Genomic DNA, 23742 nt, shown 5'->3' with positions numbered 1-23742 from the left:
CTTGTTACAAAGCGATTCGGGATCCTCGGTATCGATGCATGATCGACTATGCTTGAGCAGCGAAGGGAAACGAAAGTGGTTCAACACCCCATGGATATCAAATTCACCCACCGGCTGTCGTACAAGCAAGCCAGGCTCACCGTGCTGGTCGGGTTCATTCTGGGCACGCTGCTCAGCCTGCTGCAAATCGGTATCGATTATGCCAGCGAAGACGCCTCTATCAACCGTGAAATCCTGTCTTTGCTGGAAATCAGCCACAACCCGGCATCACGCATCGCCTACAACATCGATGCCGAACTGGCCCAGGAACTCACGTTGGGGCTGTTGCGCTCACCGGCAATCATTTCTGCGCAACTGACCGACAACAACAATACGGTGCTCGCCAGCGTCAAACGCCCGGAGCTGCAAAGCGGCTATCGGGTCATCAGTGACTATCTGTTCGGCGCCAAGCGCCGGTTCGAAGATCGCCTGTATCTGGATCATCTGCCCAACGAATCGCTGGGCACCCTGAAACTTGAGGTCGACACTTATGCGTTCGGCAGCCGCTTTCTGCGCCGGGCCGAAGTCACTCTGCTCAACGGCTTCGCCCGCAGCCTGCTCCTGACCGGCATCCTCCTGGCGCTGTTCTATGTGATGCTGACCAAACCACTGGTGCGGGTGATCCGAGAACTCAGCGGGCGTGATCCGCGCAGTGTCGAGCCCACCACACTGGAATGCCCGACCGGGCACGCCAACGATGAAATCGGCGTGCTGGTCAAAGTCGCCAATCAGCAATTCGAAAACATTGCCACCGAAATCCAGCAGCGACGCAATGCCGAAAACCGTCTGACCGATTATCTCGGCCAACTGGAAAACATCGTCTCGGCGCGCACCGTCGAGCTCAAGACGATCAACGCCCGGCTCAGTCAGTCCAACGAAGAACTCGAAGTCGCCCGCAGCACCGCACTGGAAATGGCCGAAGCCCGCTCCGCGTTCCTCGCCAACATGAGCCATGAGATCCGCACGCCGCTCAATGGCCTGCTGGGGATGATCGCCCTGTCGCTCGACGGACCGCTGAATGCCGAACAGCAGCAACAGCTGTCGATCGCCCACGACTCCGGCAAGGTGCTGGTGGAATTGCTCAACGATATTCTCGATTTGTCGAAGTTCGATGCCGGGCAACTCGAACTTGAACACATACCGTTCGATCTCGGCTCACTGATCGAGGACACCGCCAACCTGCTGTCGCAAAACGCGGCGCCGAGCGTCGAGCTGACGTGCCTGATTGATCCGCATTTTCCGGCGCTGGTATTGGGCGATCCGACAAGGGTTCGGCAGATCGTCAGCAATCTGCTGTCCAACGCGCTGAAATTCACCCGCTTCGGTCGGGTGGATGTGCGTTTGTCGGCTTACAAGGAGGGTGTGCGAATAGAAGTTTGCGACACCGGCATCGGCATCGCGCAGGAAGCCCAGCTGCGAATCTTCCAGCCGTTCACCCAGGCAGGCGCCGGTATCACCCGCCAATACGGCGGCACCGGGCTGGGACTGGCGCTCACTCACAACCTCTGCGAAGCGATGCAGGGACGCTTGACCATCAGCTCAGAGATTGGCTTCGGCAGCCAGTTTTGCGCTGAGTTGCCTTTGCCCTGCCACACCCGAGCGCTGGCCCAGCCGCCCCTGCATGGCAAAATTCTCGCCATCACCGCTGCCAGCAGCGGTCTGGCGGAGTTGCTGAAAAGTCTGTTGCCGGTGTGGGGATTGGCCTACGAACAACGCACCATCGACGACTCGCTGCTGGGTGTTACGCCCGATGTGGTGATCACCGATTGCCCGGAGTGCCTGTTCGGGCTGCGTCCGACACTGGTCGCGCCAATCCTGCTGGTGACCGCCTACGGCAGTTTCCTGCCCAGTGAAGAGGCGGCGGCCCTAGCTCCGTTGCAACAACAAGCGCGGCCTCTGGCGCGAAATGCGCTCTACCAGAACCTGCGGCGCACCCTGCAACCTGAAGTCGCTACCCTCAACTCCGCGCAGCTCGAACCGTCGACACTGGTCAAACGCGCGAACGTGTTGCTGGTCGAAGACAACCCGGTCAATCAGCTGGTGGCCAAAGGCATGCTCGGCAAACTCGGCTGCGATGTGATCGTCGCCGCACATGGCGCCGAAGCACTGGATCAATTGGAGTACCACGAGTTCGACCTGGTGTTGATGGACTGCAACATGCCGGTGATGGACGGCTACGAAGCCAGCCGCCAGATTCGCCAGAGCGGACGCTGGCCAAACCTGCCGATCGTTGCGCTGACCGCCAACGCCATGTCCGAGGAACGCGAGCGCTGCCGGGCTGCCGGCATGAGCGACTATCTGGCCAAACCGTTTCGTCGTGAAGAATTGGCGGCGCTGCTGGATCAGTGGATCCCGACTAGGACAGCGCCTTGATCTGCACGAGCAGTTGATCAAGACCGTTACGCAGTTCGTTGAGCCGGTCCAGGTCCACCCCGCTGTCGCAGAGCAATCGGGCCTTGAGCGGCCCGACCTGATCACGCAGCGCTTGTCCTTGCGGCGTCAGGCTAAGATGCACTTCCCGCTCATCGCGTGCCGAGCGCTGGCGCTGCACGAGTTGTAACTGCTCCAGACGCTTGAGCAGAGGCGTCAGCGTGCCGGAATCCAGCGCCAGACGCTCACCCAAGGCCTTGACCGTCGGCTGCTCCGGCGCGGATTGCTGCCATTCCCACAACACCAGCATCGCCAGGTATTGCGGATACGTGAGGCCGAGCTGATCGAGCATCGGCTTGTAACCACGAATTACCGCCCGAGACGCGGCATACAACTTGAAGCACAACTGACTGTCGAGCTTCAGCGAATCAACGGACTGGCTGTTCATTTGAGCAGGGCTTCGATCTCGCGGCTCAGATCCTGCGGCTTGGTCGCCGGGGCGAAACGCTTGACCAACTGGCCATCCTTGCCGATCAGAAACTTGGTGAAGTTCCACTTGATGCCTTGGGACCCGAGTACGCCTGGGGCACGTTTCTTCAATTGCACAAACAGCGGGTGGGCGTCGGAGCCGTTGACATCGATCTTTTTGAACAGGGGGAAACTGACACCGAAATTCAGTTCGCAGAACTCGCTGATCGCGCCCTCATTGCCCGGCTCTTGCTTGCCGAACTGATTGCACGGAAAGCCCAACACCACCAGACCTTGATCCTTGTAGGCCTGCCACAGCGCCTCGAGGCCTTTGTATTGCGGGGTGAAACCGCACTTGCTGGCAGTGTTGACGACCAGCACGGCTTTGCCGGCGTAATCGGCCAGGGTTTTCTGCTCACCTTTGATGGTGGTGCACGGGATATTCAGCAGGTTGTCGCTCATGGGACGTTCTCCGCAGATAGTCGAAGGGCAAACATAGCGAGCAATTAAATTGTGTGCAATTTAATTGTCCGAAAGGCGACCCTCAGGTCGCCCGATCACTCACTCGCGAGGCACCAGATCCAGGCACACCGAGTTGATGCAATAACGCAGACCGGTCGGTGGCGGGCCATCCGGGAAAACGTGTCCAAGGTGCGCATCACAGCGGGCGCATTTGACTTCGGTGCGAATCATGCCGTGGCTGATATCGCGAATCTCGGTCATGGCGCTTTCGCCGATCGGCGCATAGAAGCTCGGCCAGCCGCAGCCCGAATCGAATTTTGTCTGGGAATCGAACAGCGGCTCGTTGCAGCAGACACAGTGATAAACACCGTCGGTTTTGGTGGCGTTGTATTTGCCGGAGAACGGTCGCTCGGTCGCACTGAGGCGGCACACGTTGCATTGCTCGGGGTCGAGCATGGCTTGCCATTCTTCCAGGGTTTTTTCCAACTTTTCCATCATCACACCTCAGCGGCTGAAAAAGCCCGATCTGTACCTTTTCCACGGATCGGGCGGCACGTATGATTGCGCCTCGTTACGCGCCAGTCTGGCAGCCAGACCGGGCGCATTCAAACGGATTCTTGGAGCCACGCGCTCAAGACGTCCGTCTGTGTGTAAACGCAGGAATCCCAGTACGGTTGTCCATCCGCCGCCTGGATCGTTCATTTTCGGGATCACATCGCCATGCAGTTCAGCAAATCGAACAAGCTCGCCAACGTCTGCTACGACATTCGCGGCCCGGTGCTCAAGCACGCCAAACGTCTGGAAGAGGAAGGCCAGCGCATCCTCAAGCTGAACATCGGCAACCCGGCGCCATTTGGTTTCGAAGCGCCGGACGAAATCCTTCAGGATGTGATCCGCAACCTGCCGACCGCGCAAGGCTACAGTGACTCCAAAGGCCTGTTCAGCGCGCGCAAGGCCGTAATGCAGTACTACCAGCAGAAGCAGGTCGAAGGTGTCGGTATCGAAGACATCTACCTGGGCAACGGCGTCTCCGAGCTGATCGTGATGTCGCTGCAGGCGCTGCTCAACAACGGTGACGAAGTGCTGGTACCGGCGCCGGATTACCCGCTGTGGACCGCCGCCGTCAGCCTGGCCGGCGGTAACGCCGTGCATTACCTGTGCGACGAAGGTGCCGACTGGTTCCCTGACCTGGCCGACATCAAGGCCAAGATCACGCCGAACACCAAGGCGATGGTGATCATCAACCCGAACAACCCGACCGGCGCGGTGTATTCGAAAGAAGTGCTGCTGGGCATGCTGGAGCTGGCCCGCCAGCACAATCTGGTGGTGTTCTCCGACGAGATCTACGACAAGATCCTGTACGACGACGCCGTGCACATCTGCACCGCATCGCTGGCCCCGGACCTGCTGTGCCTGACCTTCAACGGTCTGTCGAAATCCTACCGCGTGGCCGGTTTCCGTTCTGGCTGGATCGCTATTTCCGGGCCGAAACACAATGCCCAGAGCTACATCGAAGGCATCGACATGCTGGCCAACATGCGTCTGTGTGCCAACGTGCCGAGCCAGCATGCGATCCAGACGGCGTTGGGTGGCTATCAGAGCATCAACGATCTGGTGCTGCCGCAGGGTCGTCTGCTGGAACAGCGCAACCGCACCTGGGAGTTGCTCAACGACATTCCGGGCGTGAGCTGCGTCAAGCCGATGGGCGCGCTGTACGCGTTCCCGCGGATCGATCCGAAAGTCTGCCCGATCCACAATGACGAAAAATTCGTCCTCGACCTGCTGCTTTCCGAGAAGCTGCTGGTGGTGCAAGGCACGGCGTTCAACTGGCCATGGCCGGATCACTTCCGCGTCGTCACCCTGCCCCGGGTCGATGAACTGGAAATGGCCATCGGCCGCATCGGCAACTTCCTCAAGTCTTACCGCCAGTAACTGGCCAGCAGTGCGCAACGACCGAACGTTGCGCACTGTCTGATTCAGCAACACTTCTGCAATCCCTGCTTCCGCTCGCCTTCTACACTTGCGATTCATGCCGGTCACATGCGTCTGACGCAATGGCGACGGGTCGCGAGTGTTCGTCATCCGTGTCGGTGTCTGCTGTGGGAAATGGGGTTATGTGACGAAGAATCAGCTGTAGGACACAGTTTGAAATAGTCACCCAGTTGAATAGCCCGGTGCAGCACCTTATATACCCCGCAGTACGCTACATCTTTAGCTTGAGGAGATTTCTACAACCATGATGCGCATCCTGCTGTTTTTGGCCACTAACCTGGCGGTCGTGCTGATAGCCAGCATCACCCTGAGCCTTTTCGGCTTCAACGGGTTCATGGCGGCCAACGGGGTTGATCTCGACCTCAGTCAGCTGCTGGTTTTCTGTGCGGTCTTTGGTTTCGCCGGCTCACTGTTCTCGCTGTTCATCTCCAAGTGGATGGCGAAAATGAGCACCGGCACCCAGATCATCAGCCAGCCACGTACCCGGCATGAGCAATGGCTGCTGCAAACGGTCGAGCAACTGTCCCGCGAAGCCGGGATCAAGATGCCCGAAGTCGGTATTTTTCCGGCCTACGAAGCGAACGCGTTCGCCACTGGCTGGAACAAGAACGACGCACTGGTCGCGGTCAGCCAGGGCCTGCTCGAGCGGTTCTCGCCCGATGAAGTGAAAGCCGTGCTGGCCCACGAAATCGGCCACGTCGCCAACGGTGACATGGTTACGCTCGCATTGATCCAGGGCGTTGTGAACACCTTCGTGATGTTCTTCGCGCGAATCATCGGCAACTTCGTCGACAAGGTGATCTTCAAGAACGAAGAAGGTCAGGGCATTGCTTACTACGTGGCGACCATCTTCGCCGAACTGGTCCTGGGCATTCTCGCCAGCTCGATCGTCATGTGGTTCTCGCGCAAACGCGAATTCCGTGCCGACGAAGCCGGTGCACGACTGGCCGGCACCAGCGCAATGATCGGCGCGCTGCAACGTCTGCGCGCCGAACAGGGCCTGCCGGTGCACATGCCCGACACCCTGAATGCCTTTGGCATCAACGGTGGCATCAAACAAGGGTTCGCCCGCATGTTCATGAGCCACCCGCCATTGGAAGATCGTATCGACGCCCTGCGTCGTCTCGGTTGATCCAGCCGCGGTAAAAACAAAAAGGCCCGCAGAGATGCGGGCCTTTTTTGTGGGGGCCATGTACTTGGCTGTTCATGCAGGCCTCATCGCTGGCAAGCCAGCTCCCACAGGGTTCCGTGGTGTTCCCAATCTTCGATACACCGCAATTCACTGTGGGAGCTGGCTTGCCAGCGATGAGGCCGGAACAGCCAACACAACCTAACGAGGCGAAACCCGATAAACCCGCTCCTCCAGCGCCGTCACCCCCGCCTGCAAAAACTTCCCGCTTTCCTGCAACACATCCTGCACTTGCAGCGTCTGTACCTGCCAGCCAATACCCAACAACCGCTGCACTTCTTCATCCCCCACCGCAAACGGTGGTCCGGGAATCTGCGCCTGATCGTAATCCAGGGTGATCAGCAGCCCTTTCAAGCCTTGCGGCAGAATCTGCTGGAGTTGCGCCGCATAGCGCTCGCGCATCGGCGGTGGCAAGGCAATCAAGGCTGCACGGTCGTAAAGCGCCGTGCACTCCGCCACATCGTCTGCCGTCAGGGCAAAGAAATCGCCGCACCACAGCTCGATGCCGTCAGCGCGATAGACCTTGAACGCACCGTTCTCGCTAATCTGTGGCTGTAGCTGATGCTCAGTGAAAAAGTCTTCAACAGCCGTCGAAGACAGCTCAACCCCGAGCACCTGATGACCACGCCCGGCCAGCCACCGCAAATCCAGACTTTTCCCGCACAGCGGAACCAGCACCCGCGCCGATGCGGGAATGTTCAGATCCGGCCAATGTCGTTGTAAATGCGGGTTCACCTGCGGCAGATGAAAGCCGATCTGGTTCGACGCCCACTTCTTGTGCCAGAACTCATGCTGCATATACCCCCCCAAAAATTCGATCAAAAAGCGTTAAAACTTATATTAGATTTAGATCAATGATCTGACTGAAGATGGGCCATCTTAACGCTCAGGAACCCATCATGTTTCCCAGCCTGTTTATTTCCCATGGTTCTCCCATGCTTGCCCTGGAGCCCGGCGCCAGCGGCCCGGCGCTGACACGATTGGCCGCCGAACTGCCCAGGCCAAAAGCCATCGTGATTGTCTCCGCACACTGGGAGAGTCACGAGCTACTGGTCAGCAGCCATCCAACGCCGGAAACCTGGCACGACTTCGGCGGCTTCCCCCGCGCGCTGTTTGAAGTGCAGTACCCGGCGCCGGGCGATCCGCAACTGGCCGCTGAAGTCGCCGATCGGCTGACCGCCAGCGACCTGCCGACGCGCCTCGATCCGCAACGACCGTTCGACCACGGTGTGTGGGTGCCGCTGTCGCTGATGTACCCGCAGGCGGATATTCCAGTGGTGCAGGTGTCGCTACCGAGCCGCGGCGGTCCAGCGCTGCAAACCCGCGTCGGCCGAGCATTGGCGGGTTTGCGCGAGCAAGGGATTCTGCTGATCGGCTCAGGCAGCATCACCCACAACCTGCGCGAACTGGACTGGCATGCCGGCCCGGAAAGCGTTGAGCCGTGGGCCCAGGACTTCCGTGACTGGGTGATCGACAAACTGGCGGCCGGTGATGAGGCAGCGCTGCATGACTACCGCCAGCAGGCTCCGAACGCGGTGCGCAGCCATCCGAGTGATGAGCACTTATTGCCGCTGTATTTTGCGCGGGGGGCCGGGGGAGCGTTCAGCGTGGCGCACAAGGGATTCACCATGGGCGCATTGGGCATGGATATTTATCGTTTCGGTTAAACAGCCAGATCAAAAGATCGCACTACCCCACTGCAGGAGCTGCCGAAGCCTGCGATCTATTGATCTTTGATCTTTGCCCTTGAAAAGCAGACAAAAAAAATCCCCGAACCAGTCGGGGATTTTTTACGTTCGATCAATCAGCCCAGGGGCGGATCAATCTTCGCGATAGCGACGCAGTTTCAGCTGCTTACCGGCAACGCGAGTGTCCTTCAGCTTGGTCAGGAGTTTGTCCAGACCATCTTCCGGCAGCTCAACGAGGCTGAAGCTGTCACGCACCTGGATGCGACCGATCGCTTCACGGGCCAGACCACCTTCGTTGAGGATGGCGCCCAGCAGGTTTTTAGCGGCGATACCGTCACGCGCACCCAGCGCGGTACGGCAACGAGCACGGCCTTCGCCCAAAGGAATTGGCGCGCGACGCTCGCGATCACCACGGTCCGGACGGTCACCGGTACGCTCAGGACGGTCGCCACGCGGTGCGTTGTTAGGCACCAGTGGACGTTCCTTCTCGATCGCAGCCAGCGTCAGCGCCTGACCATTGGTGGCCTTGCGCAGCAGAGCAGCAGCCAGAGCACGCGGCGTGCAACCGATGTCTGCAGTCAGACGATCCAGAAGCTCACCGTGAGTCGATTCAGCATCGGCAACCAGCGGCGCCAGGCTGTTGGTCAGTTTCTTGATACGCGCATCGAGAACTGCCTGAGCGTCCGGCAGGCGAACCTCGGCAACTTTCTGACCGGTTACACGCTCGATCACTTGCAGCATGCGGCGCTCACGTGGAGTCACCAGCAGCAGTGCACGACCTTCGCGACCGGCACGGCCAGTACGGCCGATACGGTGCACGTAGGACTCTGGGTCGTACGGCATGTCAACGTTGAACACGTGAGTGATACGTGGAACGTCGAGACCACGAGCAGCAACGTCGGTCGCCACAACGATGTCCAGACGGCCATCCTTGAGCGAGTCAATTACGCGCTCACGCTGGTTCTGGGCGATGTCACCGTTCAGCGCAGCGGCTTTGTAGCCTTTTGCGTCGAGAGCGCTGGCCAGATCAAGGGTCGCTTGCTTGGTGCGTACGAACATGATCAGAGCGTCGAAATCTTCCACTTCCAGCAAGCTGAGAACGGCCGAAGTCTTCTGGTCAGCGTGAACCAACAGGTGAGCCTGTTCGATCGCGGTAACAGTCTGGGTCTTGGTCTGGATCTTCACGTGTTGCGGATCGCGCAGATGGCGTTCGGCAATGGCGCGGATCGACTGCGGCAGGGTCGCCGAGAACAAAACGGTCTGACGGGTAGCTGGCAGAGCCTTGAAGATGACTTCGAGGTCGTCCATGAAACCCAGTTTGAGCATTTCGTCTGCTTCGTCGAGAACCAGGTGGTTCACGGTCGACAGCACTTTTTCGTCACGACGCAGGTGGTCGCACAGACGGCCCGGAGTGGCGACAACGATCTGTGCGCCATTACGGATTGCTTTCAGTTGTGGGCCCATAGGCGCGCCGCCGTAAACGGCCACAACGGTAACGCCCGGCATTTGCTTGGCGTAGGTTTCGAAAGCGGTTGCAACTTGCAGCGCCAACTCACGGGTTGGCGCCAGGATCAGGGCTTGCGGTTCGCGCTTGGCAGGATCGATGCAATGAAGAATTGGCAGAGCGAACGCGGCGGTTTTACCCGTACCGGTTTGCGCCTGACCGATCATGTCCTGGCCGGCCATGATGATCGGGATCGATTGCTGCTGAATAGCCGAAGGCTCTTCGTAGCCAGTCGCGATGACGGCTGCAAGAATGTTCGGATTAAGATTAAAAGCGGCGAATCCGCCGGTTTCCTGGGTCATGGGTCTGCCTCTAAGTGCATCCGCAAAGACCCATGCTCCAAAGCTGCGCATGCCGTGTAAGACTCAAGAGTCGCCCTGGCAGCTTTGTCGGCGGGGATTTGCGAAAACGAATGAAAGAAAAAAAGAAACGTCCAGGAAGAGCCCGCAGTGCGGACATGCAGCCGAAGCTGACTTCGGGGAATTGCGCTACCTTGACGCGGCCTGGCTAAAGGCCGGCGCGCACTATACCGGAAATTACCGAAAAAGGGAGCTTTTTTTATCGCCTGAATCCGTCCGTCACCGTTGTGTAACGGGGTTTTGCGGATAATCGTGCGAAGGTCTATTTTCCAAGGGCCCGGCCCTGCTGAAGATACTGCTTAAACGCTTCACCGATGTGCGGCATGTGGTCGCGGCCCCCTCCCTCCCCGCTCGAGGAAATTCCCATGAATCAGTCCTGTCCTGGTCGCGTCAGCCGGGAGCGCCGTGGTCACCTGCATATGATCGGCCTGGATCGAGCGGCCAAGCGCAATGCCTTCGACCTCGACCTGCTGAATGAGCTGAGCCTGGCTTATGGCGAATTCGAGGCTGACAGCGAGGCGCGGGTGGCGGTGGTGTTCGGCCATGGCGAGCATTTTACCGCCGGTCTGGATCTGGTGAATGCAAGCTCCGCCCTCGCCCAAGGCTGGCAGGTTCCGACCGGCGGTTGCGATCCGTGGGGTGTTTTCGTCGGGCCGAGGGTCAGCAAACCGGTGATTGTCGCGGCACAGGGTTACTGCCTGACCATCGGCATCGAATTGATGCTGGCCGCCGACATCAACCTCTGCGCGAGCAATACCCGCTTCGCACAAATGGAAGTACAGCGTGGGATTTTTCCCTTTGGTGGCGCGACTTTACGTTTTCATCAGGTGGCCGGTTGGGGCAACGCGATGCGCTGGTTGCTGACCGGGGACGAGTTCGATGCGCACGATGCGTTGCGTCTGGGATTGGTTCAGGAAGTGATGGCCAGCGAGGATCTGCTGCCCCGCGCGATTGAACTGGCTGAGCGAATTGCGCGACAGGCGCCGTTGGGGGTGCAGGCGACGTTGCTGTCGGCGCGACAGGCGCGGTATGAGGGCGAGACAGCGGCGGCACAGGGCTTGCCGCCGCTGGTGAAGAAGTTGCTGGCCAGTGAAGATGCCAAGGAGGGGGTGCGGTCGCTGGTTGAGCGCCGACCCGGAATCTTCAAAGGGATCTGAGCAGTTGCACCAACCCTTGTAGGAGCTGCCGCAGGCTGCGATCTTTTGATCTTGAAAAATCAAAGCCAAAAGATCGCAGCCTTCGGCAGCTCCTGCAGAGGCTCAATTCGCCATTTATGTCGCCGGGCGAATCGCCTTGATCAGCGACTGCAACGAGTAACCCAACCTCGGCGCCAATGCCTCAGCACGGGCGGCGACCGCTTCCATATCCAACGTCTGATCCAGATCCGCCGGCACCAGCAGAATCACGTTGCCCTCCTTCACCGGCAGTTCCCAGTAATGCCGGTGATAAAGCCCGCGCAACAGTGCCGCGCCCAACGGCTTGCCATCATCGGTGGCCCATTGGTTGATCACCAGCCAGCCGCCCGGATTCAGGCGTTTCTGACAGTCACCGAGGAAACTCCAGGCCAGATGCCCGACACCTGGGCCGACGTCGGTATAGAGGTCGACGAAGATCAGGTCCGCAGGCTCGGCAGTCGGCAGCAAATCAAGGGCATCGCCGACGCGGATGTACAAGCGTGGATCGTCATCCAGGCCAAGGTATTCAATGGCCAGACGCGGGACGTCCGGGCGCAGCTCGATTGCCTCGACATCTTCCAGCGGCAGAAACTTGAGGCACGCCTGCGTCAGCGTACCCGCGCCGAGCCCGAGGAACAGCGCACTCTCCGGGTGCTCGTGGCACAACGCGCCAATCAGCATCGCCCGGGTGTAGTCATATTCCAGCCAGCTCGGATCGGCAGTGAACACGCAGCTCTGCTCGATGGCATCGCCGAATTCGAGAAAGCGGTAATCGGCCACTTCCAGCACGCGAATCACGCCGAACTCATCCTGTACTTCGGCGAGCAGATGCTCGACGCGCTCCTCAGTCATCTTGTCTCCTGATGGTCACCGGGCGCGGTGACGCGATGGCACCGCAGTTGTGCCGTGGCAAAGCGGCGATTGTCGACGAAGGGGCGGGAACAGGTCACGCACTAATTGCTGCTAACATGGCCTTCCGTGCGTAGAACCATAGAGACCGTGATGAGCCAACCGTGGAGCCCTGATAGCTGGCGCGCCCTGCCGATCCAGCAACAACCCCAATACCCGGACGCCGCGCACCTGCGCCAGGTCGAGCAAACCCTGGCCAGTTATCCGCCACTGGTGTTTGCCGGCGAGGCGCGGGAACTGCGTCGTCAATTTGCCGAAGTGACTCAGGGCCGCGCGTTCCTGTTGCAGGGCGGCGATTGCGCCGAAAGCTTTGCCGAATTCTCCGCGGCAAAGATTCGCGACACCTTTAAAGTGTTGCTGCAAATGGCGATCGTCATGACCTTCGCGGCCGGTTGCCCGGTGGTCAAGGTCGGGCGCATGGCCGGCCAGTTCGCCAAACCGCGCTCGGCGAACGACGAAACCATCGATGGCGTGACCCTGCCCGCCTACCGTGGCGACATCGTCAACGGCATCGGCTTCGACGAAAAGAGCCGCGTGCCGGACCCGGAACGCCTGCTGCAGTCGTATCACCAGTCCACTGCGACTTTGAACCTGCTGCGCGCCTTCGCCCAGGGCGGCTTTGCCGATCTGCACCAGGTACACAAGTGGAACCTCGATTTCATCGCCAACTCCGCGCTGGCCGAGAAGTACAGCCACCTCGCCGATCGCATCGATGAAACACTGGCATTCATGCGCGCCTGCGGCATGGACAGCTCGCCGCAACTGCGTGAAACCAGTTTCTTCACCGCTCACGAAGCGCTGCTGCTGAACTACGAAGAAGCGTTCGTGCGCCGCGACAGCCTGACCAACGATTACTACGATTGCTCCGCACACATGTTGTGGATCGGCGACCGCACCCGTCAGCTCGATGGCGCGCACGTCGAATTCCTGCGCGGGGTGAACAACCCGATCGGGGTCAAAGTCGGCCCGAGCATGAACCCCGACGACCTGATCCGCCTGATCGACGTGCTCAACCCGGACAACGATCCCGGGCGCCTGAACCTGATCGCGCGGATGGGTGCGAACAAGGTCGGCGATCACCTGCCGGCGCTGATCCGCGCGGTGCAGCGTGAAGGCAAGCAGGTGCTGTGGAGCTCCGATCCGATGCACGGCAACACCATCAAGGCCAGCAGTGGCTACAAGACTCGCGATTTTGCGCAGATCCTTGGCGAGGTTAAGCAGTTCTTCCAGGTGCACGAAGCGGAAGGCACTTACGCCGGTGGTATTCACATCGAAATGACCGGGCAGAATGTCACCGAGTGCATTGGTGGCGCACGACCGATCACTGAAGATGGCTTGTCGGATCGCTATCACACGCACTGTGACCCTCGGATGAATGCTGATCAGTCGCTGGAGTTGGCGTTTTTGATTGCTGAAACCCTGAAGCAGGTTCGGCGCTGAGATCCGAGATTTGTACCGTTTGAAATGGCCTCATCGAGGGCAAGCCCGCTCCCACAGGGATCTGTGTCGTATACAAAATTGGAGTACGACTCGGTCACTGTGGGAGCTGGCTTGCCAGCGATAGCGTCAGCTCAAACAACATCAATCTGCGCCAACGCCACCCGCAACCGCCCCGCACTCTCGCGCTGACAATTAAGCTGCACCTGCGCCAGCCCCAACCAATCCGCCATTCGCCGCAAATTCACCGCCAGCGCCAACATCCCCTCTTCATTCAGCCCCGGCTCCTCCTCGTGTACCGCATGCACCGCCAGTCGTCCCGATGCTCGCTCGGCACGTAAATCCACCCGCGCGGCAATCCGCTCGTTGTGCAAAAACGGCAACACGTAATAGCCGTAAACGCGCTTGTCCTGCGGTGTGTAAATTTCAAGCCGATAGCGAAAATCAAACAGACGCTCAGTGCGGCTACGCTCCCAGATCAACGAATCGAAGGGCGACAGCAGTGCACTGGCCGCGACCTTGCGCGGGACTTTCGGCTCCGGCAGGCAATAGGCGATTTGCCGCCAACCGGCGACTTCGCACATCTGCAATTGCCCCGCCTCGACCAACTCGGACAGTCGCGGACGTGCATCAGCGGGGTTCAAGCGAAAGTAATCACGCAGGTCTTTTTCGGTGGCCACGCCCAGCGCTTCGGCCGCGTGCAACAACAATCCACGCTGCGCCTGCGCTTCATCAGGCAACGGTTGTTGCAGGATCTCCGCGGGAATTACCCGCTCCGGTAAATCATACAAACGCTCGAAGCCACGTCGCCCGGCGACGGTCACTTCCCCGGCGGCAAACAACCATTCCAGCGCATGCTTTTCCGCACTCCAGTCCCACCACGGTCCGGCTTTGTCCTGACGAGTCGACACACTGCCAGCACCGAGTGCGCCCCGCTCTTCGACCAAAGCCAGCACTCGACGTACCGTTTCCTGCTGCTCACGACCGAACTTCGCCAACTGTTGATAGATATCTTCGCCACGCTTGGCCCGCTGCATGCGCCAACCCAGCAATGGATACATCGACATCGGCAACAACGACGCCTCATGCCCCCAATACTCAAACAGCGAACGACGTCGCCCCGAACTCCAGGCAGCCTGGTCGAGCAGATCGGAAGAATAGGAACCAAGACGGGAAAACAGCGGCAGATAGTGCGAGCGCACTACAGCGTTGACGGAGTCGATTTGCAGCAGCCCCAGCCGTTCGATCAGCCGGTTGATGTGGGGCGCCTTGACGGTCGGCGGCTGGCGCCCGTTGAACCCTTGGGCAGCCAGCGCCAGACGTCGAGCCTGTTTGAGGGAAAAGGACAGTGTCGCGGGCATGAGCATCTCCTTGTCTGCTCGCAACCTACCTCAGTCCAGAAGGTTTTGTGTAGCGATGGCCTCATCATTTATGCATCGGATCATCCCAGAACGGCCGCACTGATTCGTGCTCGACGTCGGCACGACTGACCCCGATGTCTTTCAACGCTTCGTCGCTCAGGCTGGCGAGCAATTCACGCTCACGGTGAAGTTCGTACCAGCGGCTGAACTTGTGCAGCAAGTCAGAAACCATGTGGCCATGGCCGGAAAATTTTTCTTCGTCTAAATACTCTCTTTGACCTTTCATCGTTTTGCTCTCCGTTGTGGATGGCTCAAGTCTCGCGCCAGCGCTAAGATCAATCCAACGAATGTTTCTGATGGTATGCATCACGGAGATTCATCAATTGTCGGCCTACCCCAGTATCGATACCGATGTCCTGCGCACCTTTGTCGCGATAGCCGATCAGGGCGGTTTTACCCGCGCCGGCGAAATGGTCAACCGCACGCAATCAGCGGTGAGCATGCAGATGAAGCGTCTGGAAGAAGACGTGTTGCAGCGCCAGTTGTTCGAGCGTGACGGGCGGCAGGTGCGCCTGACTGCCGAGGGCCAGGTGTTGCTCGGCTATGCACGGCGCATCCTCAAACTGCACAGTGAAGTGTTCAATACCTTGCGCGAGCCACACATGGTCGGCACGGTGCGGATCGGCACGCCGGACGATTACGTGATGCGTTTTCTGCCGGGGATTCTGTCGCGGTTTGCGCAGTTCTATCCGCTGATCCAGATCGAAGTGCATTGCGAATCGACCAAACAGTTGTTGCAGCGCACCGATCTTGACTTGTCGATCGTCACCCGCGAACCGGGTAACGAGATTGGCCAACTGCTGCGCAAGGAGCGTTTCGTCTGGGCCGAGGCACAAAACTTCAGCGCCCACGAGCAGACGCCGTTGCCGCTGGCGATGTTCAACAGTGATTGTTTCTGCCGCTTGTGGGCGTGCAATGCGCTGGACGCAATGGGCCGCGATTACCGTATCGCCTACAACAGCACCAGCCTCTCGGCGCTGATGGCCGTGGTGAGCGCGGGTCTGGCGATCACCGCGCAACTGGAAAGCCTGATCACCCCGGACATGCGCATTCTCGGTGCCGATGAAGATCTGCCGCTGCTGCCCGAGGCCAGCATCATGCTGATCCGCAATCTGAACAATCCATCGCCGATCACCGAATGCCTGGCCGAACACATCGTCGAAGGCTTCAAACTTTAAAGGCGAGCATCACCGCGCACAACACCAGGAAACCGCAGAACAGCCCACGCAGAAGTTTTTCCGGCATGGCGTGGGCGACTTTCACCCCCCAACTGATGCTGGCCAGACCGCCAATGGCCAGCGGCAAACCGATCATCCAGTCGACTTCGTGATGTACCGCGTACGTCACCAAGGTGACGCCGGTACTCGGCAATGCCAGCGCCAGCGACAAGCCTTGGGCGACCACTTGCGTGGTGCCAAACAGGCTGGTCAGCACCGGCGTCGCGACCACCGCCCCACCGACACCGAACAACCCGCCCATGGTCCCCGACGCTGCGCCGAGCACGCCCAGCCATGGCCAGGAATAACGCATCTCGGCCGTCGGCGCCGGGCGCTTGCCGAACATTTTCAGCAGGTTGTAAACCGAAAGCACCACGAGAAACGCGACAAAGCCGATACGCATGGTCTGCGCGTCAATGCCCACGGCCAAGATCGAACCGATCCACGCAAAACAAAACCCCATCACCGCCAGCGGCAACGCGTGGCGCAGTTCAATGCGATTGCGCTGGTGATAGCGCCACAGCGCCAGCATCACGTTCGGCACCACCATCACCAGCGCCGTGCCTTGGGCGATCTGTTGATCGAGCCCGAACCACACGCCGAGCAGCGGGATCGCGATCAAGCCACCCCCGATGCCGAAGATGCCGCCCAATGTGCCAAGCGCGGCGCCGAATAGCAGGAACAACAAAAACTCCATCACAGCTGAATTCCTCTTACGTCAGGCGACTCATCCTACGCAGTCACGGCTGGCGGGGAAACGCATAGCAACGCACAATGGCTGTGCCGATTTCGCACAAGCGTTAAACAACATGAATCCCAATCAATTGACCGATCAACTCGGGCTGTTTCTCGACGTACTGGAAAGCGGCAGTTTCTCTGCCGCTTCTCGTCGCCATCCACTGACACCTTCGGCTGTCGCGCGACGCATCGACAGTCTGGAAAGCGCGGTGGGCAGCCAGTTGTTCATTCGCAGCACCCATGCCGTACGCGCCACGCCGGCAGGTCTGGCCTTTGCCGAACGGGCGCGGCGGATCGTCGCCGAACTGCAATTGGCCCGCGCCGAAGCCGTTTCCTTGAGCAGCGCACCGGAAGGTTTGATCCGCATCGATGCACCGGCAGCCTTCGGACGCCGGCATCTGGCGCCGGTGATTGCCGATTTTCTGGTGCTGTATCCGGGCCTGGATGTGCAGTTGCACCTGATCGACAGTTTCGTCGACATGCACGGCTCGAATCTGGGCAAGGTCGATCTGGTGTTGCGCGCCGGGCAACTGGCCGACACCCGACTGGTTGCCACTCCACTGGCGAGCATGGTGCGAATCGCCTGCGCGAGCCCCGACTATCTCAAGCGGCGCGGTGTACCGAATCATCCCGCGCAGTTGGGCGAACATGACGGCCTCGACTGGGATGGCCTCGCCCCTCCCTTCGCCTGGCGCTTCGAGCAGGACGGGCAGATGCAGTTGCACCGCCCGGCGCGCATCCGCATGAGCGCCAATAACGCTGAAGCACTGGTGTGCGGCGCGCTGGCCGGGCTGGGCATCGCGCACCTGCCGACGTGGCTGGCCAGCGAATACCTGCTGCGCGGCGAACTTCTGCCGCTGTTTTGCGAAAACGGCCTGCCGCAACCCGAGAGCACCGGCATTTACGCCCTGCGCATGGAGCAGCAGACAAACTCGCGCAGCCGTTTGTTGCTGGAATATCTCAAGACCCGCTTCAGCCCGGTGCCACCGTGGGATCTGGCGCTGCAACGGGATTTAGGCAGACTCTGACGTCTGGAAAATTATCTGGCGCATTAAACATTCGAACGCTAGATTCATGAGCATTACTGATCAAGGCTTTGACATGACCACCGACCGCGACACCTGCGATGACCTGCTGCTGAATAATCAGGCTTGTTTCGCCCTGCATTCCACTTCGCTGATGATGACGAAAGTTTACAAGCCCATGCTGCAAGCCATCGGCCTGACCTATCCGCAGTATCTGGCGATGATGGTGCTGTGGGAGAAGGATGGTCTGACCGTGGGAGAAATCAGCACGCGCCTGCTGACGGATCCGGGATCGCTAACACCCTTGCTCAAACGACTGGAAGGTGAAGGTTTGCTCAGTCGCACGCGCAGCCGTGAAGACGAGCGCGTGGTGATTGTCGAGTTGACTGCGCAGGGACGCGCTTTGCGAGACAAAGCCCAAAGCATCCCGCAATGCATCCTCGGTGCGAGCGGTTTCAGCCTGGAGCGTTTGCAGAGCCTGCAAGCCGAGTTGCAGGCATTGCGCAGTCACCTGCAAGAGAGCCTCAACTAAACCCGGGCTGGACCGTATCCATGTAGGAGCTGCGGCACGCTGCGATCTTTTGATGTTGTTTTTAAAGATCAAAAGATCGCAGCGTGCCGCAGCTCCTACAGTTGAACCCTGCGCTGTGAAATTTCCCCCTCCCCGCTCAATGCTGATAACGGCTCTGGATCAAGGGTTCTGACGCTCTTGGCGCTCCTCCGGACCAATGAAGCCAACTATTTCCGAAAATTTATCTTGCGCACTAAACATTAGCGAGCTACATTCACCTCGAACTTACTTGGCGCGCAAACAATTAGCGCGATTCGACACACCCAACGAGGCCCACACCATGCAAACTCTCTACACCGCAATCGCAACCTCCACCGGCGGCCGTGACGGTCGTGCGATCTCCAGCGACAACGTCCTCGACGTCAAACTTGCCACCCCGAAAGAACTCGGTGGTGCTGGCGGCGCGGCGACCAACCCTGAACAACTGTTCGCCGCCGGCTATTCGGCGTGCTTCATCGGCGCACTGAAATTCGTCGCCAGCCAGACCAAACGCAAAATCCCGGACGACGCCTCGATCACCGCCCATGTCGGTATCGGCCAGATCCCTGGTGGTTTCGGTCTGGACATCGACTTGCACATCAGCTTGCCAGGCCTTGAACAGGCCGACGCACAAAGCCTGGTCGACGCTGCTCACCAGGTCTGCCCGTACTCCAACGCTACGCGTGGCAATGTCGAAGTACGTCTGCACGTCACCGTGTAAACAAGGCAAAAGAACGTAACCTGCAGGCACAAAAAAGCCCGACTCAATGGTCGGGCTTTTTTTTTCCGCAAAAAACAGTGCTTATTTGGCACGGCCTTTGTAGGAACCGCCTTCGCGGGTGTCGATTTCGATCTTGTCACCGATTTCGATGAAGTCAGCAACTTGCAGCTCGGTACCGTTGGCCAGTTTGGCTGGCTTCATTACCTTGCCGGAAGTGTCGCCACGAGCCGAACCTTCGGTGTAGTCAACGACGCGCACGATGGTGGTCGGCAGTTCTACCGAAACCAGACGCTCTTCGAAGAAGATCGCTTCGCAAACATCGGTCATGCCTTCTTCAACGAAAGGCAGAACGGCTTCGATGTCTTCAGCGTTCAGCTCGTACATGGTGTAGTCAGTGGTGTCCATGAACGTGTAGGTGTCGCCGCTGATGAAGGACAGGGTCGCTTCTTTGCGGTCGAGGATCACGTCGTCCAGTTTGTCGTCAGCGCTGTAAACGATCTCGGTCTTGTAACCGGTCAGCAGGTTTTTCAGCTTGGTCTTCATGATCGCGCTGTTACGGCCCGACTTGGTGAATTCAGCTTTCTGAACCAGCCAAGGATCGTTTTCGAGACGGATCACGGTACCGGGTTTGAGTTCTTTACCAGTTTTCATTGCGAATATCCGAATTTGGATGGGATTTACATAAATCTAGGCCGCGTATCATATCCAATTTAGGTAAAACTGTACCAGCGCTGCGGCAAGATCGGCCTGCAAGCCTTGTTCCAGACACCATGCTTCGGCATTTTCCTGTAGTTCTGGCCAGTGTTTACGCGCGCTGAGCCATTGATCGCCAATCGGCTGCCCCGCACTCCACGCCTGCCACAGACCGTTCATCGCATGGGCGGCTGCCGGCGAGAGGCCTTTCGTATACAGGGCAAGGAAGGCATCGAGCTTGTCCAGATGGATGTCTTCGTCCTGCTGATAGATGTGCCACAGCATCGGCCGCCCCGCCCACTGCGCCCGGACAAATGAGTCTTCACCGCGCACCGCGTTGAAATCGCAGCACCAGAGCAAGTGATCGTATTGATCCTGACGGATGAACGGCAGCACCTGCACGGTCAACGCCTGACGGACATCAATCGCTCCGACGGCCAGGGATTCCACCCCGAGCCATCGCGCAACGTCACCGAGAATCCGCCCTTCCGGCACCAGCAAATGCGTGGGCGTCGCGCCTGCGGCCAGCACGTCCAGCCAACTGGCCAGCCCGGCGTTCTCGTAGGCAAACAACGAGATCAACTGTGCGTCGGGCGCACGCTCGATGCCCAGACCTTGCAGGAATTGTCGCTGCGCCTGGGCATCGAGCTGAAACTTCCGTCGTTGCTCAAGCAAACCTCGTTCGCGCAGCAGTCCACCCGTGCCGGGGCGGAACCCCGGAAAGAAGAAGATTTTCTGCACCGACTTGTATTTGACCGATGGCAGGCCGTGGCACCCGGTGACCCAGTCTTCGGCACTGAGATAGTCGAGGTTCAACCACAGCGGTGGCTTCTCCCGTTCGGCCATGACGTCCATATAGGCACTCGGTAACTGGCAGGCGAACGCTGCGATCACCACGTCAGCGGCGTCGATGGGCAACCACTCGCTCGGCCAGTGCCGCACCTCTACACCTTGCTGCCATTGTTGCGCGGCGTTGATATCGATCTCTGGACAAATACGTTCGAACGCACGCAGATCATCAACCCACAGCCGCACGGCCAGCGAATGCTCGGCCACCAATTGTCGGGCCAGACGCCAGGTCACGCCGATGTCGCCGTAGTTGTCGACGACGGTGCAAAAAATATCCCAGCGGGTATTCAGTGACGGCATTCAAGACTCCCGTTGGCAAAAGCACCGATTGTCCGCATTAATGAGCAGATGCAGAAGAGCCGACGGCGATTAATCTTCGTGCGACAATCGCCTCTTGCCCGCAATCATCCGCCAGGAGGCAGCCATGCCCTATCGTCCCAACCCGCGTCGCCCCTTGCCTGTTCAGCTTAGCGCGCTGCATTTGACCGGCAGTATTGCCTTGGGTATGTGGCTGGGTTTCCTCGCGATCGCGCTGACCTGCTGGCTGCTCTCGCGTTTTGTGTTCAACGAACAACTGGCGCCGGTGGCCCAAGCAGTGCAGCAACTGGCGGCTCCACCCGTTGTGCAACCGGCGCCGGACATTGCGCCGCAGAGTCCGCTGTTCGACCAGTACGAAGAAAACCTGCGCAAGAACGAGCAACAGAATCGTCTGGATCAGGCACGCGACAGCCGCCGCAATCTGTCGAACCCGAAATGTCAGTTCTGGTTGCAACAGGACCAAACCGCGCCCAGCGAAAAAAGCCGCGCCAACGTTTTGCAATTCTGCGATTGATCATGAACAAAAACAGCGTCCACCAACTGATTCTCGACAAGCTGCGCATCGACCTCGATATAGCCGAACGCGCCGCGCAAACCGCTTACGAAACCGCGACCCACGAAGAGAACATCGCCGAGAACAAGTACGACACGCTTGGACTTGAGGCGTCTTATCTGGCGGCGGGGCAAGCGAAACGCGTCGAGGAAATCCGACAGTCACTGGCGCTGTGCCAGAACCTGACGCTGCGTCCCTATGACGAAAACCGTGGCATCGAGGTCGGCGCTCTTCTCGGCCTGGAAGACGAAAAGGGTCGAGAGCAATGGCTGTTCCTGGCGCCGGACGCCGCAGGCTTGAAAATCGATGTGGTGGGTCAACCGATTACCGTCATCACGCCGCGCTCGCCGCTGGGCAAAAGCCTGCTGGGCAAGTTCGAGGGGGATGAGGTGGAGATTCTGGTGGCGGGCACCCGGCAACAATTTGCTGTTACCGAGGTGCTCTGAGGCAGGCGATCAGTGGACCGGCAGTTCGACGCCGTCGAACAGTTCTTCCAGCTCCTGCTTGTTGTGGCAGGCGATGGCTTTGGCCATTACTTCGCGGGTCAGGTGCGGGGCAAACTTCTCGATGAAGTCGCACATGAAACCACGCAGGAAGGTGCCGCGGCGGAAACCGATCTTGGTGACGCTCGATTCGAACAACTCGCTGGCATCCAGTACCACCAGGTCGCTGTCGAGTTTGGTATCGACCGCCATTTTGGCGACGATGCCCACGCCCAGTCCCAGGCGCACGTAGGTTTTGATCACGTCGGCGTCGGCGGCAGTGAACACCACTTTCGGCGTCAGACCACGATGGCTGAAGGCTTCGTCGAGTTTCGAACGGCCGGTGAAGCCGAACACGTAAGTCACGATCGGGTATTCAGCCAGCGCTTCGAGGGTCAGCTTCGGCAGTTTGGTCAGCGGGTGGCCCTGTGGCACGACCACGCAGCGGTTCCAGCGGTAGCACGGCATCATAACCAGATCGCCGAACAGTTCCAGCGCTTCGGTGGCGATGGCGAAATCGACGGTGCCGTCAGCTGCCATTTCGGCGATCTGCATCGGTGAGCCCTGATGCATGTGCAGCGCCACGTCCGGGTATTGCTTGATGAAATTGCTGATCACCGGCGGCAGTGCATAACGTGCCTGAGTGTGGGTAGTGGCGATCGACAGGGTGCCTTTCTTCTCGTTGGAGAATTCCTGGGCGATCTGCTTGATGCTTTCAACCTTGCGCAGAATCTCACCGGCGGTGGTGATGATGCGCTCACCGGCGGGGGTGACGCGGGTCAGGTGCTTGCCGCTGCGGGCAAATACTTCAACGCCGAGTTCGTCTTCCAGCAGTCGGATCTGTTTACTGATGCCCGGTTGCGAGGTGTAAAGGCTTTGGGCTGTAGCGGAAACGTTGAGGTCGTGGTGCGCCACTTCCCAGATGTAGCGCAATTGTTGAAGCTTCATATGTATCCCTCAAAGCAGGTAGACGCCACGGGCATCAGCGACGATATATAACTATATTAATGGTTTAAATAATAAATCTAGAACTTTTTTGTCAAAGCGCCACTATTCCTGCCTCAGCGATCTTCGCGCCGCCGCCGCTCCACCAACGGCACCAGATAAACCGGGACCTTGGCCAATTGCAGGACCCGCGCCGCCGTGCGCCCCAATGGTGTTTCCGCGCCTACCCCGTGGCTGTGACTTCCTACGATCAGCAGATCGACAGAGAGTTTCTGCACCTGGTCGAGAATCACCTGTGACGGATCACCCTGCACCACGCGCACGGCACGAATCCGCTGCAAGTCCTGCTCGCCCTCTTCCCCAAGCTCTTCGCGAAAACTCTCCAGTACGCGCTGCTCGATATTGGCGATGACTGTTTTCAGACCCTGGCTATGGAATTCGTTCAACGCCTGCTCGTCGAGATAACTCTGCAACACCGATTCGGCGAACAGCCCCATCGGCTCCACCGCGTGAACCACATACAGATCGGCATCGAATGTCCTAGCCAACGCCAAGGCATGCTGCATCACTAACGGTGCGTACAGACCGAGGTCAGTGGCATACAGCATCGAATGAATCATATGACCTCCTCGCTAGCC

25 protein-coding genes are annotated in these 23742 nt (G+C 59.2%); 12 read left to right on the top strand and 13 right to left on the bottom strand.

The window, feature by feature from the left end; translation table 11 throughout:
* The first annotated feature begins 90 nt into the window (after positions 1–90).
* On the top strand, positions 91–2412 hold the full coding sequence (locus AB4P92_RS24960; RefSeq protein WP_395598317.1) for a response regulator: 2322 nt from the start codon (positions 91–93) through the stop codon (positions 2410–2412).
* Here the strand turns inward: AB4P92_RS24960 and AB4P92_RS24955 are convergent.
* The 3 genes from AB4P92_RS24955 to msrB form a co-directional block, all read right to left on the bottom strand.
* Positions 2396–2857 (bottom strand): MarR family winged helix-turn-helix transcriptional regulator, encoded by a 462-nt coding sequence (locus tag AB4P92_RS24955; RefSeq protein ID WP_200616719.1) that lies wholly within the window; start codon positions 2855–2857, stop codon positions 2396–2398. The genes AB4P92_RS24960 and AB4P92_RS24955 overlap by 17 nt on opposite strands.
* Positions 2854–3339, bottom strand: a complete 486-nt coding sequence (locus AB4P92_RS24950; protein ID WP_395598316.1) for a glutathione peroxidase — start codon at positions 3337–3339, stop codon at positions 2854–2856. The genes AB4P92_RS24955 and AB4P92_RS24950 overlap by 4 nt, the downstream gene beginning before the upstream one ends.
* A gap of 99 nt (positions 3340–3438) precedes the next feature.
* Positions 3439–3834, bottom strand: coding sequence for a peptide-methionine (R)-S-oxide reductase MsrB (gene msrB, locus AB4P92_RS24945; protein ID WP_395598315.1), 396 nt, complete (start codon positions 3832–3834; stop codon positions 3439–3441).
* A 225-nt stretch (positions 3835–4059) separates the two neighbouring features.
* On the opposite strand from msrB, the gene AB4P92_RS24940 reads away from it, so the two are divergent.
* Positions 4060–5271 carry a pyridoxal phosphate-dependent aminotransferase gene (locus AB4P92_RS24940; RefSeq protein ID WP_042560257.1) on the top strand — a complete coding sequence of 404 codons (1212 nt, stop codon included), beginning with the start codon at positions 4060–4062 and terminating at the stop codon, positions 5269–5271.
* A gap of 304 nt (positions 5272–5575) precedes the next feature.
* Positions 5576–6463, top strand: a complete 888-nt coding sequence (htpX, locus tag AB4P92_RS24935; protein ID WP_042560258.1) for a protease HtpX — start codon at positions 5576–5578, stop codon at positions 6461–6463.
* A 198-nt stretch (positions 6464–6661) separates the two neighbouring features.
* Here the strand turns inward: htpX and AB4P92_RS24930 are convergent, their stop codons facing one another.
* A complete protein-coding gene (locus AB4P92_RS24930) occupies positions 6662–7318 on the bottom strand; it encodes a thiopurine S-methyltransferase (RefSeq protein WP_261736383.1) in 657 nt (218 codons plus the stop codon).
* Between the two features lie 101 nt (positions 7319–7419).
* On the opposite strand from AB4P92_RS24930, the gene AB4P92_RS24925 reads away from it, so the two are divergent.
* The gene (locus AB4P92_RS24925) at positions 7420–8187 is read left to right on the top strand and encodes a class III extradiol ring-cleavage dioxygenase (protein WP_042560260.1); all 768 of its coding nucleotides are present in this window, start codon (positions 7420–7422) and stop codon (positions 8185–8187) included.
* A gap of 153 nt (positions 8188–8340) precedes the next feature.
* Here AB4P92_RS24925 and AB4P92_RS24920 read toward each other — a convergent pair whose 3' ends face one another.
* Positions 8341–10014 carry a DEAD/DEAH box helicase gene (locus tag AB4P92_RS24920; RefSeq protein ID WP_042560261.1) on the bottom strand — a complete coding sequence of 558 codons (1674 nt, stop codon included), beginning with the start codon at positions 10012–10014 and terminating at the stop codon, positions 8341–8343.
* A 422-nt stretch (positions 10015–10436) separates the two neighbouring features.
* Here AB4P92_RS24920 and AB4P92_RS24915 point away from each other — a divergent pair, with 422 nt between their 5' ends.
* Entirely contained in the window at positions 10437–11228 is a 792-nt protein-coding gene (locus tag AB4P92_RS24915; RefSeq protein WP_042560262.1) for a crotonase/enoyl-CoA hydratase family protein, read from the top strand.
* Between the two features lie 114 nt (positions 11229–11342).
* On the opposite strand, the gene AB4P92_RS24910 is transcribed toward AB4P92_RS24915, so the two are convergent.
* Complete coding sequence (locus tag AB4P92_RS24910; protein ID WP_042560263.1) at positions 11343–12098, bottom strand: spermidine synthase; 756 nt, start codon at positions 12096–12098, stop codon at positions 11343–11345.
* A 150-nt stretch (positions 12099–12248) separates the two neighbouring features.
* On the opposite strand from AB4P92_RS24910, the gene AB4P92_RS24905 reads away from it, so the two are divergent.
* Positions 12249–13595 carry a class II 3-deoxy-7-phosphoheptulonate synthase gene (locus tag AB4P92_RS24905; RefSeq protein WP_007964815.1) on the top strand — a complete coding sequence of 449 codons (1347 nt, stop codon included), beginning with the start codon at positions 12249–12251 and terminating at the stop codon, positions 13593–13595.
* 131 nt (positions 13596–13726) lie between these two features.
* Here the strand turns inward: AB4P92_RS24905 and AB4P92_RS24900 are convergent, their stop codons facing one another.
* Positions 13727–14953 (bottom strand): winged helix-turn-helix domain-containing protein, encoded by a 1227-nt coding sequence (locus AB4P92_RS24900; RefSeq protein ID WP_395598314.1) that lies wholly within the window; start codon positions 14951–14953, stop codon positions 13727–13729.
* Positions 14954–15017: 64 nt separating this feature from the next.
* Positions 15018–15239, bottom strand: coding sequence for a DUF1127 domain-containing protein (locus AB4P92_RS24895; RefSeq protein WP_047302364.1), 222 nt, complete (start codon positions 15237–15239; stop codon positions 15018–15020).
* A 97-nt stretch (positions 15240–15336) separates the two neighbouring features.
* Here AB4P92_RS24895 and AB4P92_RS24890 point away from each other — a divergent pair, with 97 nt between their 5' ends.
* Positions 15337–16191, top strand: coding sequence for a LysR substrate-binding domain-containing protein (locus tag AB4P92_RS24890; protein ID WP_174823975.1), 855 nt, complete (start codon positions 15337–15339; stop codon positions 16189–16191).
* Here the strand turns inward: AB4P92_RS24890 and AB4P92_RS24885 are convergent.
* Positions 16181–16930 (bottom strand): sulfite exporter TauE/SafE family protein, encoded by a 750-nt coding sequence (locus AB4P92_RS24885; protein ID WP_181818510.1) that lies wholly within the window; start codon positions 16928–16930, stop codon positions 16181–16183. The genes AB4P92_RS24890 and AB4P92_RS24885 overlap by 11 nt on opposite strands.
* A gap of 109 nt (positions 16931–17039) precedes the next feature.
* Between AB4P92_RS24885 and AB4P92_RS24880 the strand changes: the two genes are divergently transcribed.
* The 3 genes from AB4P92_RS24880 (at position 17040) to AB4P92_RS24870 (ending at position 19264) form a co-directional block, all read left to right on the top strand.
* A complete protein-coding gene (locus AB4P92_RS24880) occupies positions 17040–17996 on the top strand; it encodes a LysR family transcriptional regulator (RefSeq protein ID WP_150593151.1) in 957 nt (318 codons plus the stop codon).
* A gap of 73 nt (positions 17997–18069) precedes the next feature.
* Positions 18070–18525 (top strand): MarR family winged helix-turn-helix transcriptional regulator, encoded by a 456-nt coding sequence (locus tag AB4P92_RS24875; protein ID WP_181818515.1) that lies wholly within the window; start codon positions 18070–18072, stop codon positions 18523–18525.
* Positions 18526–18844: 319 nt separating this feature from the next.
* The gene (locus AB4P92_RS24870; protein WP_042560269.1) at positions 18845–19264 is read left to right on the top strand and encodes an organic hydroperoxide resistance protein; all 420 of its coding nucleotides are present in this window, start codon (positions 18845–18847) and stop codon (positions 19262–19264) included.
* Between the two features lie 81 nt (positions 19265–19345).
* Here the strand turns inward: AB4P92_RS24870 and AB4P92_RS24865 are convergent, their stop codons facing one another.
* Both AB4P92_RS24865 and earP read right to left on the bottom strand, forming a co-directional pair.
* Positions 19346–19915 carry an elongation factor P gene (locus AB4P92_RS24865; RefSeq protein WP_007908599.1) on the bottom strand — a complete coding sequence of 190 codons (570 nt, stop codon included), beginning with the start codon at positions 19913–19915 and terminating at the stop codon, positions 19346–19348.
* Positions 19916–19963: 48 nt separating this feature from the next.
* A complete protein-coding gene (gene earP, locus AB4P92_RS24860) occupies positions 19964–21106 on the bottom strand; it encodes an elongation factor P maturation arginine rhamnosyltransferase EarP (protein WP_395598313.1) in 1143 nt (380 codons plus the stop codon).
* Between the two features lie 124 nt (positions 21107–21230).
* On the opposite strand from earP, the gene AB4P92_RS24855 reads away from it, so the two are divergent.
* Positions 21231–21638 carry a hypothetical protein gene (locus tag AB4P92_RS24855; protein WP_047302375.1) on the top strand — a complete coding sequence of 136 codons (408 nt, stop codon included), beginning with the start codon at positions 21231–21233 and terminating at the stop codon, positions 21636–21638.
* Positions 21639–21640: 2 nt separating this feature from the next.
* Complete coding sequence (locus AB4P92_RS24850) at positions 21641–22123, top strand: transcription elongation factor GreAB (RefSeq protein WP_395598312.1); 483 nt, start codon at positions 21641–21643, stop codon at positions 22121–22123.
* 9 nt (positions 22124–22132) lie between these two features.
* Here AB4P92_RS24850 and cysB read toward each other — a convergent pair whose 3' ends face one another.
* A complete protein-coding gene (gene cysB, locus AB4P92_RS24845) occupies positions 22133–23107 on the bottom strand; it encodes an HTH-type transcriptional regulator CysB (protein ID WP_042560273.1) in 975 nt (324 codons plus the stop codon).
* Between the two features lie 113 nt (positions 23108–23220).
* Positions 23221–23724 carry a universal stress protein gene (locus tag AB4P92_RS24840; protein WP_042560274.1) on the bottom strand — a complete coding sequence of 168 codons (504 nt, stop codon included), beginning with the start codon at positions 23722–23724 and terminating at the stop codon, positions 23221–23223.
* Positions 23725–23742: the final 18 nt, after the last annotated feature.

It is taken from the genome of Pseudomonas sp. A0308 (genome assembly GCF_044218815.1).
GTDB lineage: Bacteria > Pseudomonadota > Gammaproteobacteria > Pseudomonadales > Pseudomonadaceae > Aquipseudomonas > Aquipseudomonas iridis.
This window is presented reverse-complemented; position numbering and strand designations above follow the sequence as displayed.

What these genes read in the sequence shown, in the direction of transcription:
- AB4P92_RS24960 (WP_395598317.1), top strand. Translation starts at nt 91, where the DNA reads ATGGATATCAAATTCACCCACCGGCTGTCGTACAAGCAAGCCAGGCTC.
- AB4P92_RS24955 (WP_200616719.1), bottom strand. Translation starts at nt 2,857, where the DNA reads ATGAACAGCCAGTCCGTTGATTCGCTGAAGCTCGACAGTCAGTTGTGC.
- AB4P92_RS24950 (WP_395598316.1), bottom strand. Translation starts at nt 3,339, where the DNA reads ATGAGCGACAACCTGCTGAATATCCCGTGCACCACCATCAAAGGTGAG.
- msrB (WP_395598315.1), bottom strand. Translation starts at nt 3,834, where the DNA reads ATGGAAAAGTTGGAAAAAACCCTGGAAGAATGGCAAGCCATGCTCGAC.
- AB4P92_RS24940 (WP_042560257.1), top strand. Translation starts at nt 4,060, where the DNA reads ATGCAGTTCAGCAAATCGAACAAGCTCGCCAACGTCTGCTACGACATT.
- htpX (WP_042560258.1), top strand. Translation starts at nt 5,576, where the DNA reads ATGATGCGCATCCTGCTGTTTTTGGCCACTAACCTGGCGGTCGTGCTG.
- AB4P92_RS24930 (WP_261736383.1), bottom strand. Translation starts at nt 7,318, where the DNA reads ATGCAGCATGAGTTCTGGCACAAGAAGTGGGCGTCGAACCAGATCGGC.
- AB4P92_RS24925 (WP_042560260.1), top strand. Translation starts at nt 7,420, where the DNA reads ATGTTTCCCAGCCTGTTTATTTCCCATGGTTCTCCCATGCTTGCCCTG.
- AB4P92_RS24920 (WP_042560261.1), bottom strand. Translation starts at nt 10,014, where the DNA reads ATGACCCAGGAAACCGGCGGATTCGCCGCTTTTAATCTTAATCCGAAC.
- AB4P92_RS24915 (WP_042560262.1), top strand. Translation starts at nt 10,437, where the DNA reads ATGAATCAGTCCTGTCCTGGTCGCGTCAGCCGGGAGCGCCGTGGTCAC.
- AB4P92_RS24910 (WP_042560263.1), bottom strand. Translation starts at nt 12,098, where the DNA reads ATGACTGAGGAGCGCGTCGAGCATCTGCTCGCCGAAGTACAGGATGAG.
- AB4P92_RS24905 (WP_007964815.1), top strand. Translation starts at nt 12,249, where the DNA reads ATGAGCCAACCGTGGAGCCCTGATAGCTGGCGCGCCCTGCCGATCCAG.
- AB4P92_RS24900 (WP_395598314.1), bottom strand. Translation starts at nt 14,953, where the DNA reads ATGCCCGCGACACTGTCCTTTTCCCTCAAACAGGCTCGACGTCTGGCG.
- AB4P92_RS24895 (WP_047302364.1), bottom strand. Translation starts at nt 15,239, where the DNA reads ATGAAAGGTCAAAGAGAGTATTTAGACGAAGAAAAATTTTCCGGCCAT.
- AB4P92_RS24880 (WP_150593151.1), top strand. Translation starts at nt 17,040, where the DNA reads ATGAATCCCAATCAATTGACCGATCAACTCGGGCTGTTTCTCGACGTA.
- AB4P92_RS24875 (WP_181818515.1), top strand. Translation starts at nt 18,070, where the DNA reads ATGACCACCGACCGCGACACCTGCGATGACCTGCTGCTGAATAATCAG.
- AB4P92_RS24870 (WP_042560269.1), top strand. Translation starts at nt 18,845, where the DNA reads ATGCAAACTCTCTACACCGCAATCGCAACCTCCACCGGCGGCCGTGAC.
- AB4P92_RS24865 (WP_007908599.1), bottom strand. Translation starts at nt 19,915, where the DNA reads ATGAAAACTGGTAAAGAACTCAAACCCGGTACCGTGATCCGTCTCGAA.
- earP (WP_395598313.1), bottom strand. Translation starts at nt 21,106, where the DNA reads ATGCCGTCACTGAATACCCGCTGGGATATTTTTTGCACCGTCGTCGAC.
- AB4P92_RS24855 (WP_047302375.1), top strand. Translation starts at nt 21,231, where the DNA reads ATGCCCTATCGTCCCAACCCGCGTCGCCCCTTGCCTGTTCAGCTTAGC.
- AB4P92_RS24850 (WP_395598312.1), top strand. Translation starts at nt 21,641, where the DNA reads ATGAACAAAAACAGCGTCCACCAACTGATTCTCGACAAGCTGCGCATC.
- cysB (WP_042560273.1), bottom strand. Translation starts at nt 23,107, where the DNA reads ATGAAGCTTCAACAATTGCGCTACATCTGGGAAGTGGCGCACCACGAC.
- AB4P92_RS24840 (WP_042560274.1), bottom strand. Translation starts at nt 23,724, where the DNA reads ATGATTCATTCGATGCTGTATGCCACTGACCTCGGTCTGTACGCACCG.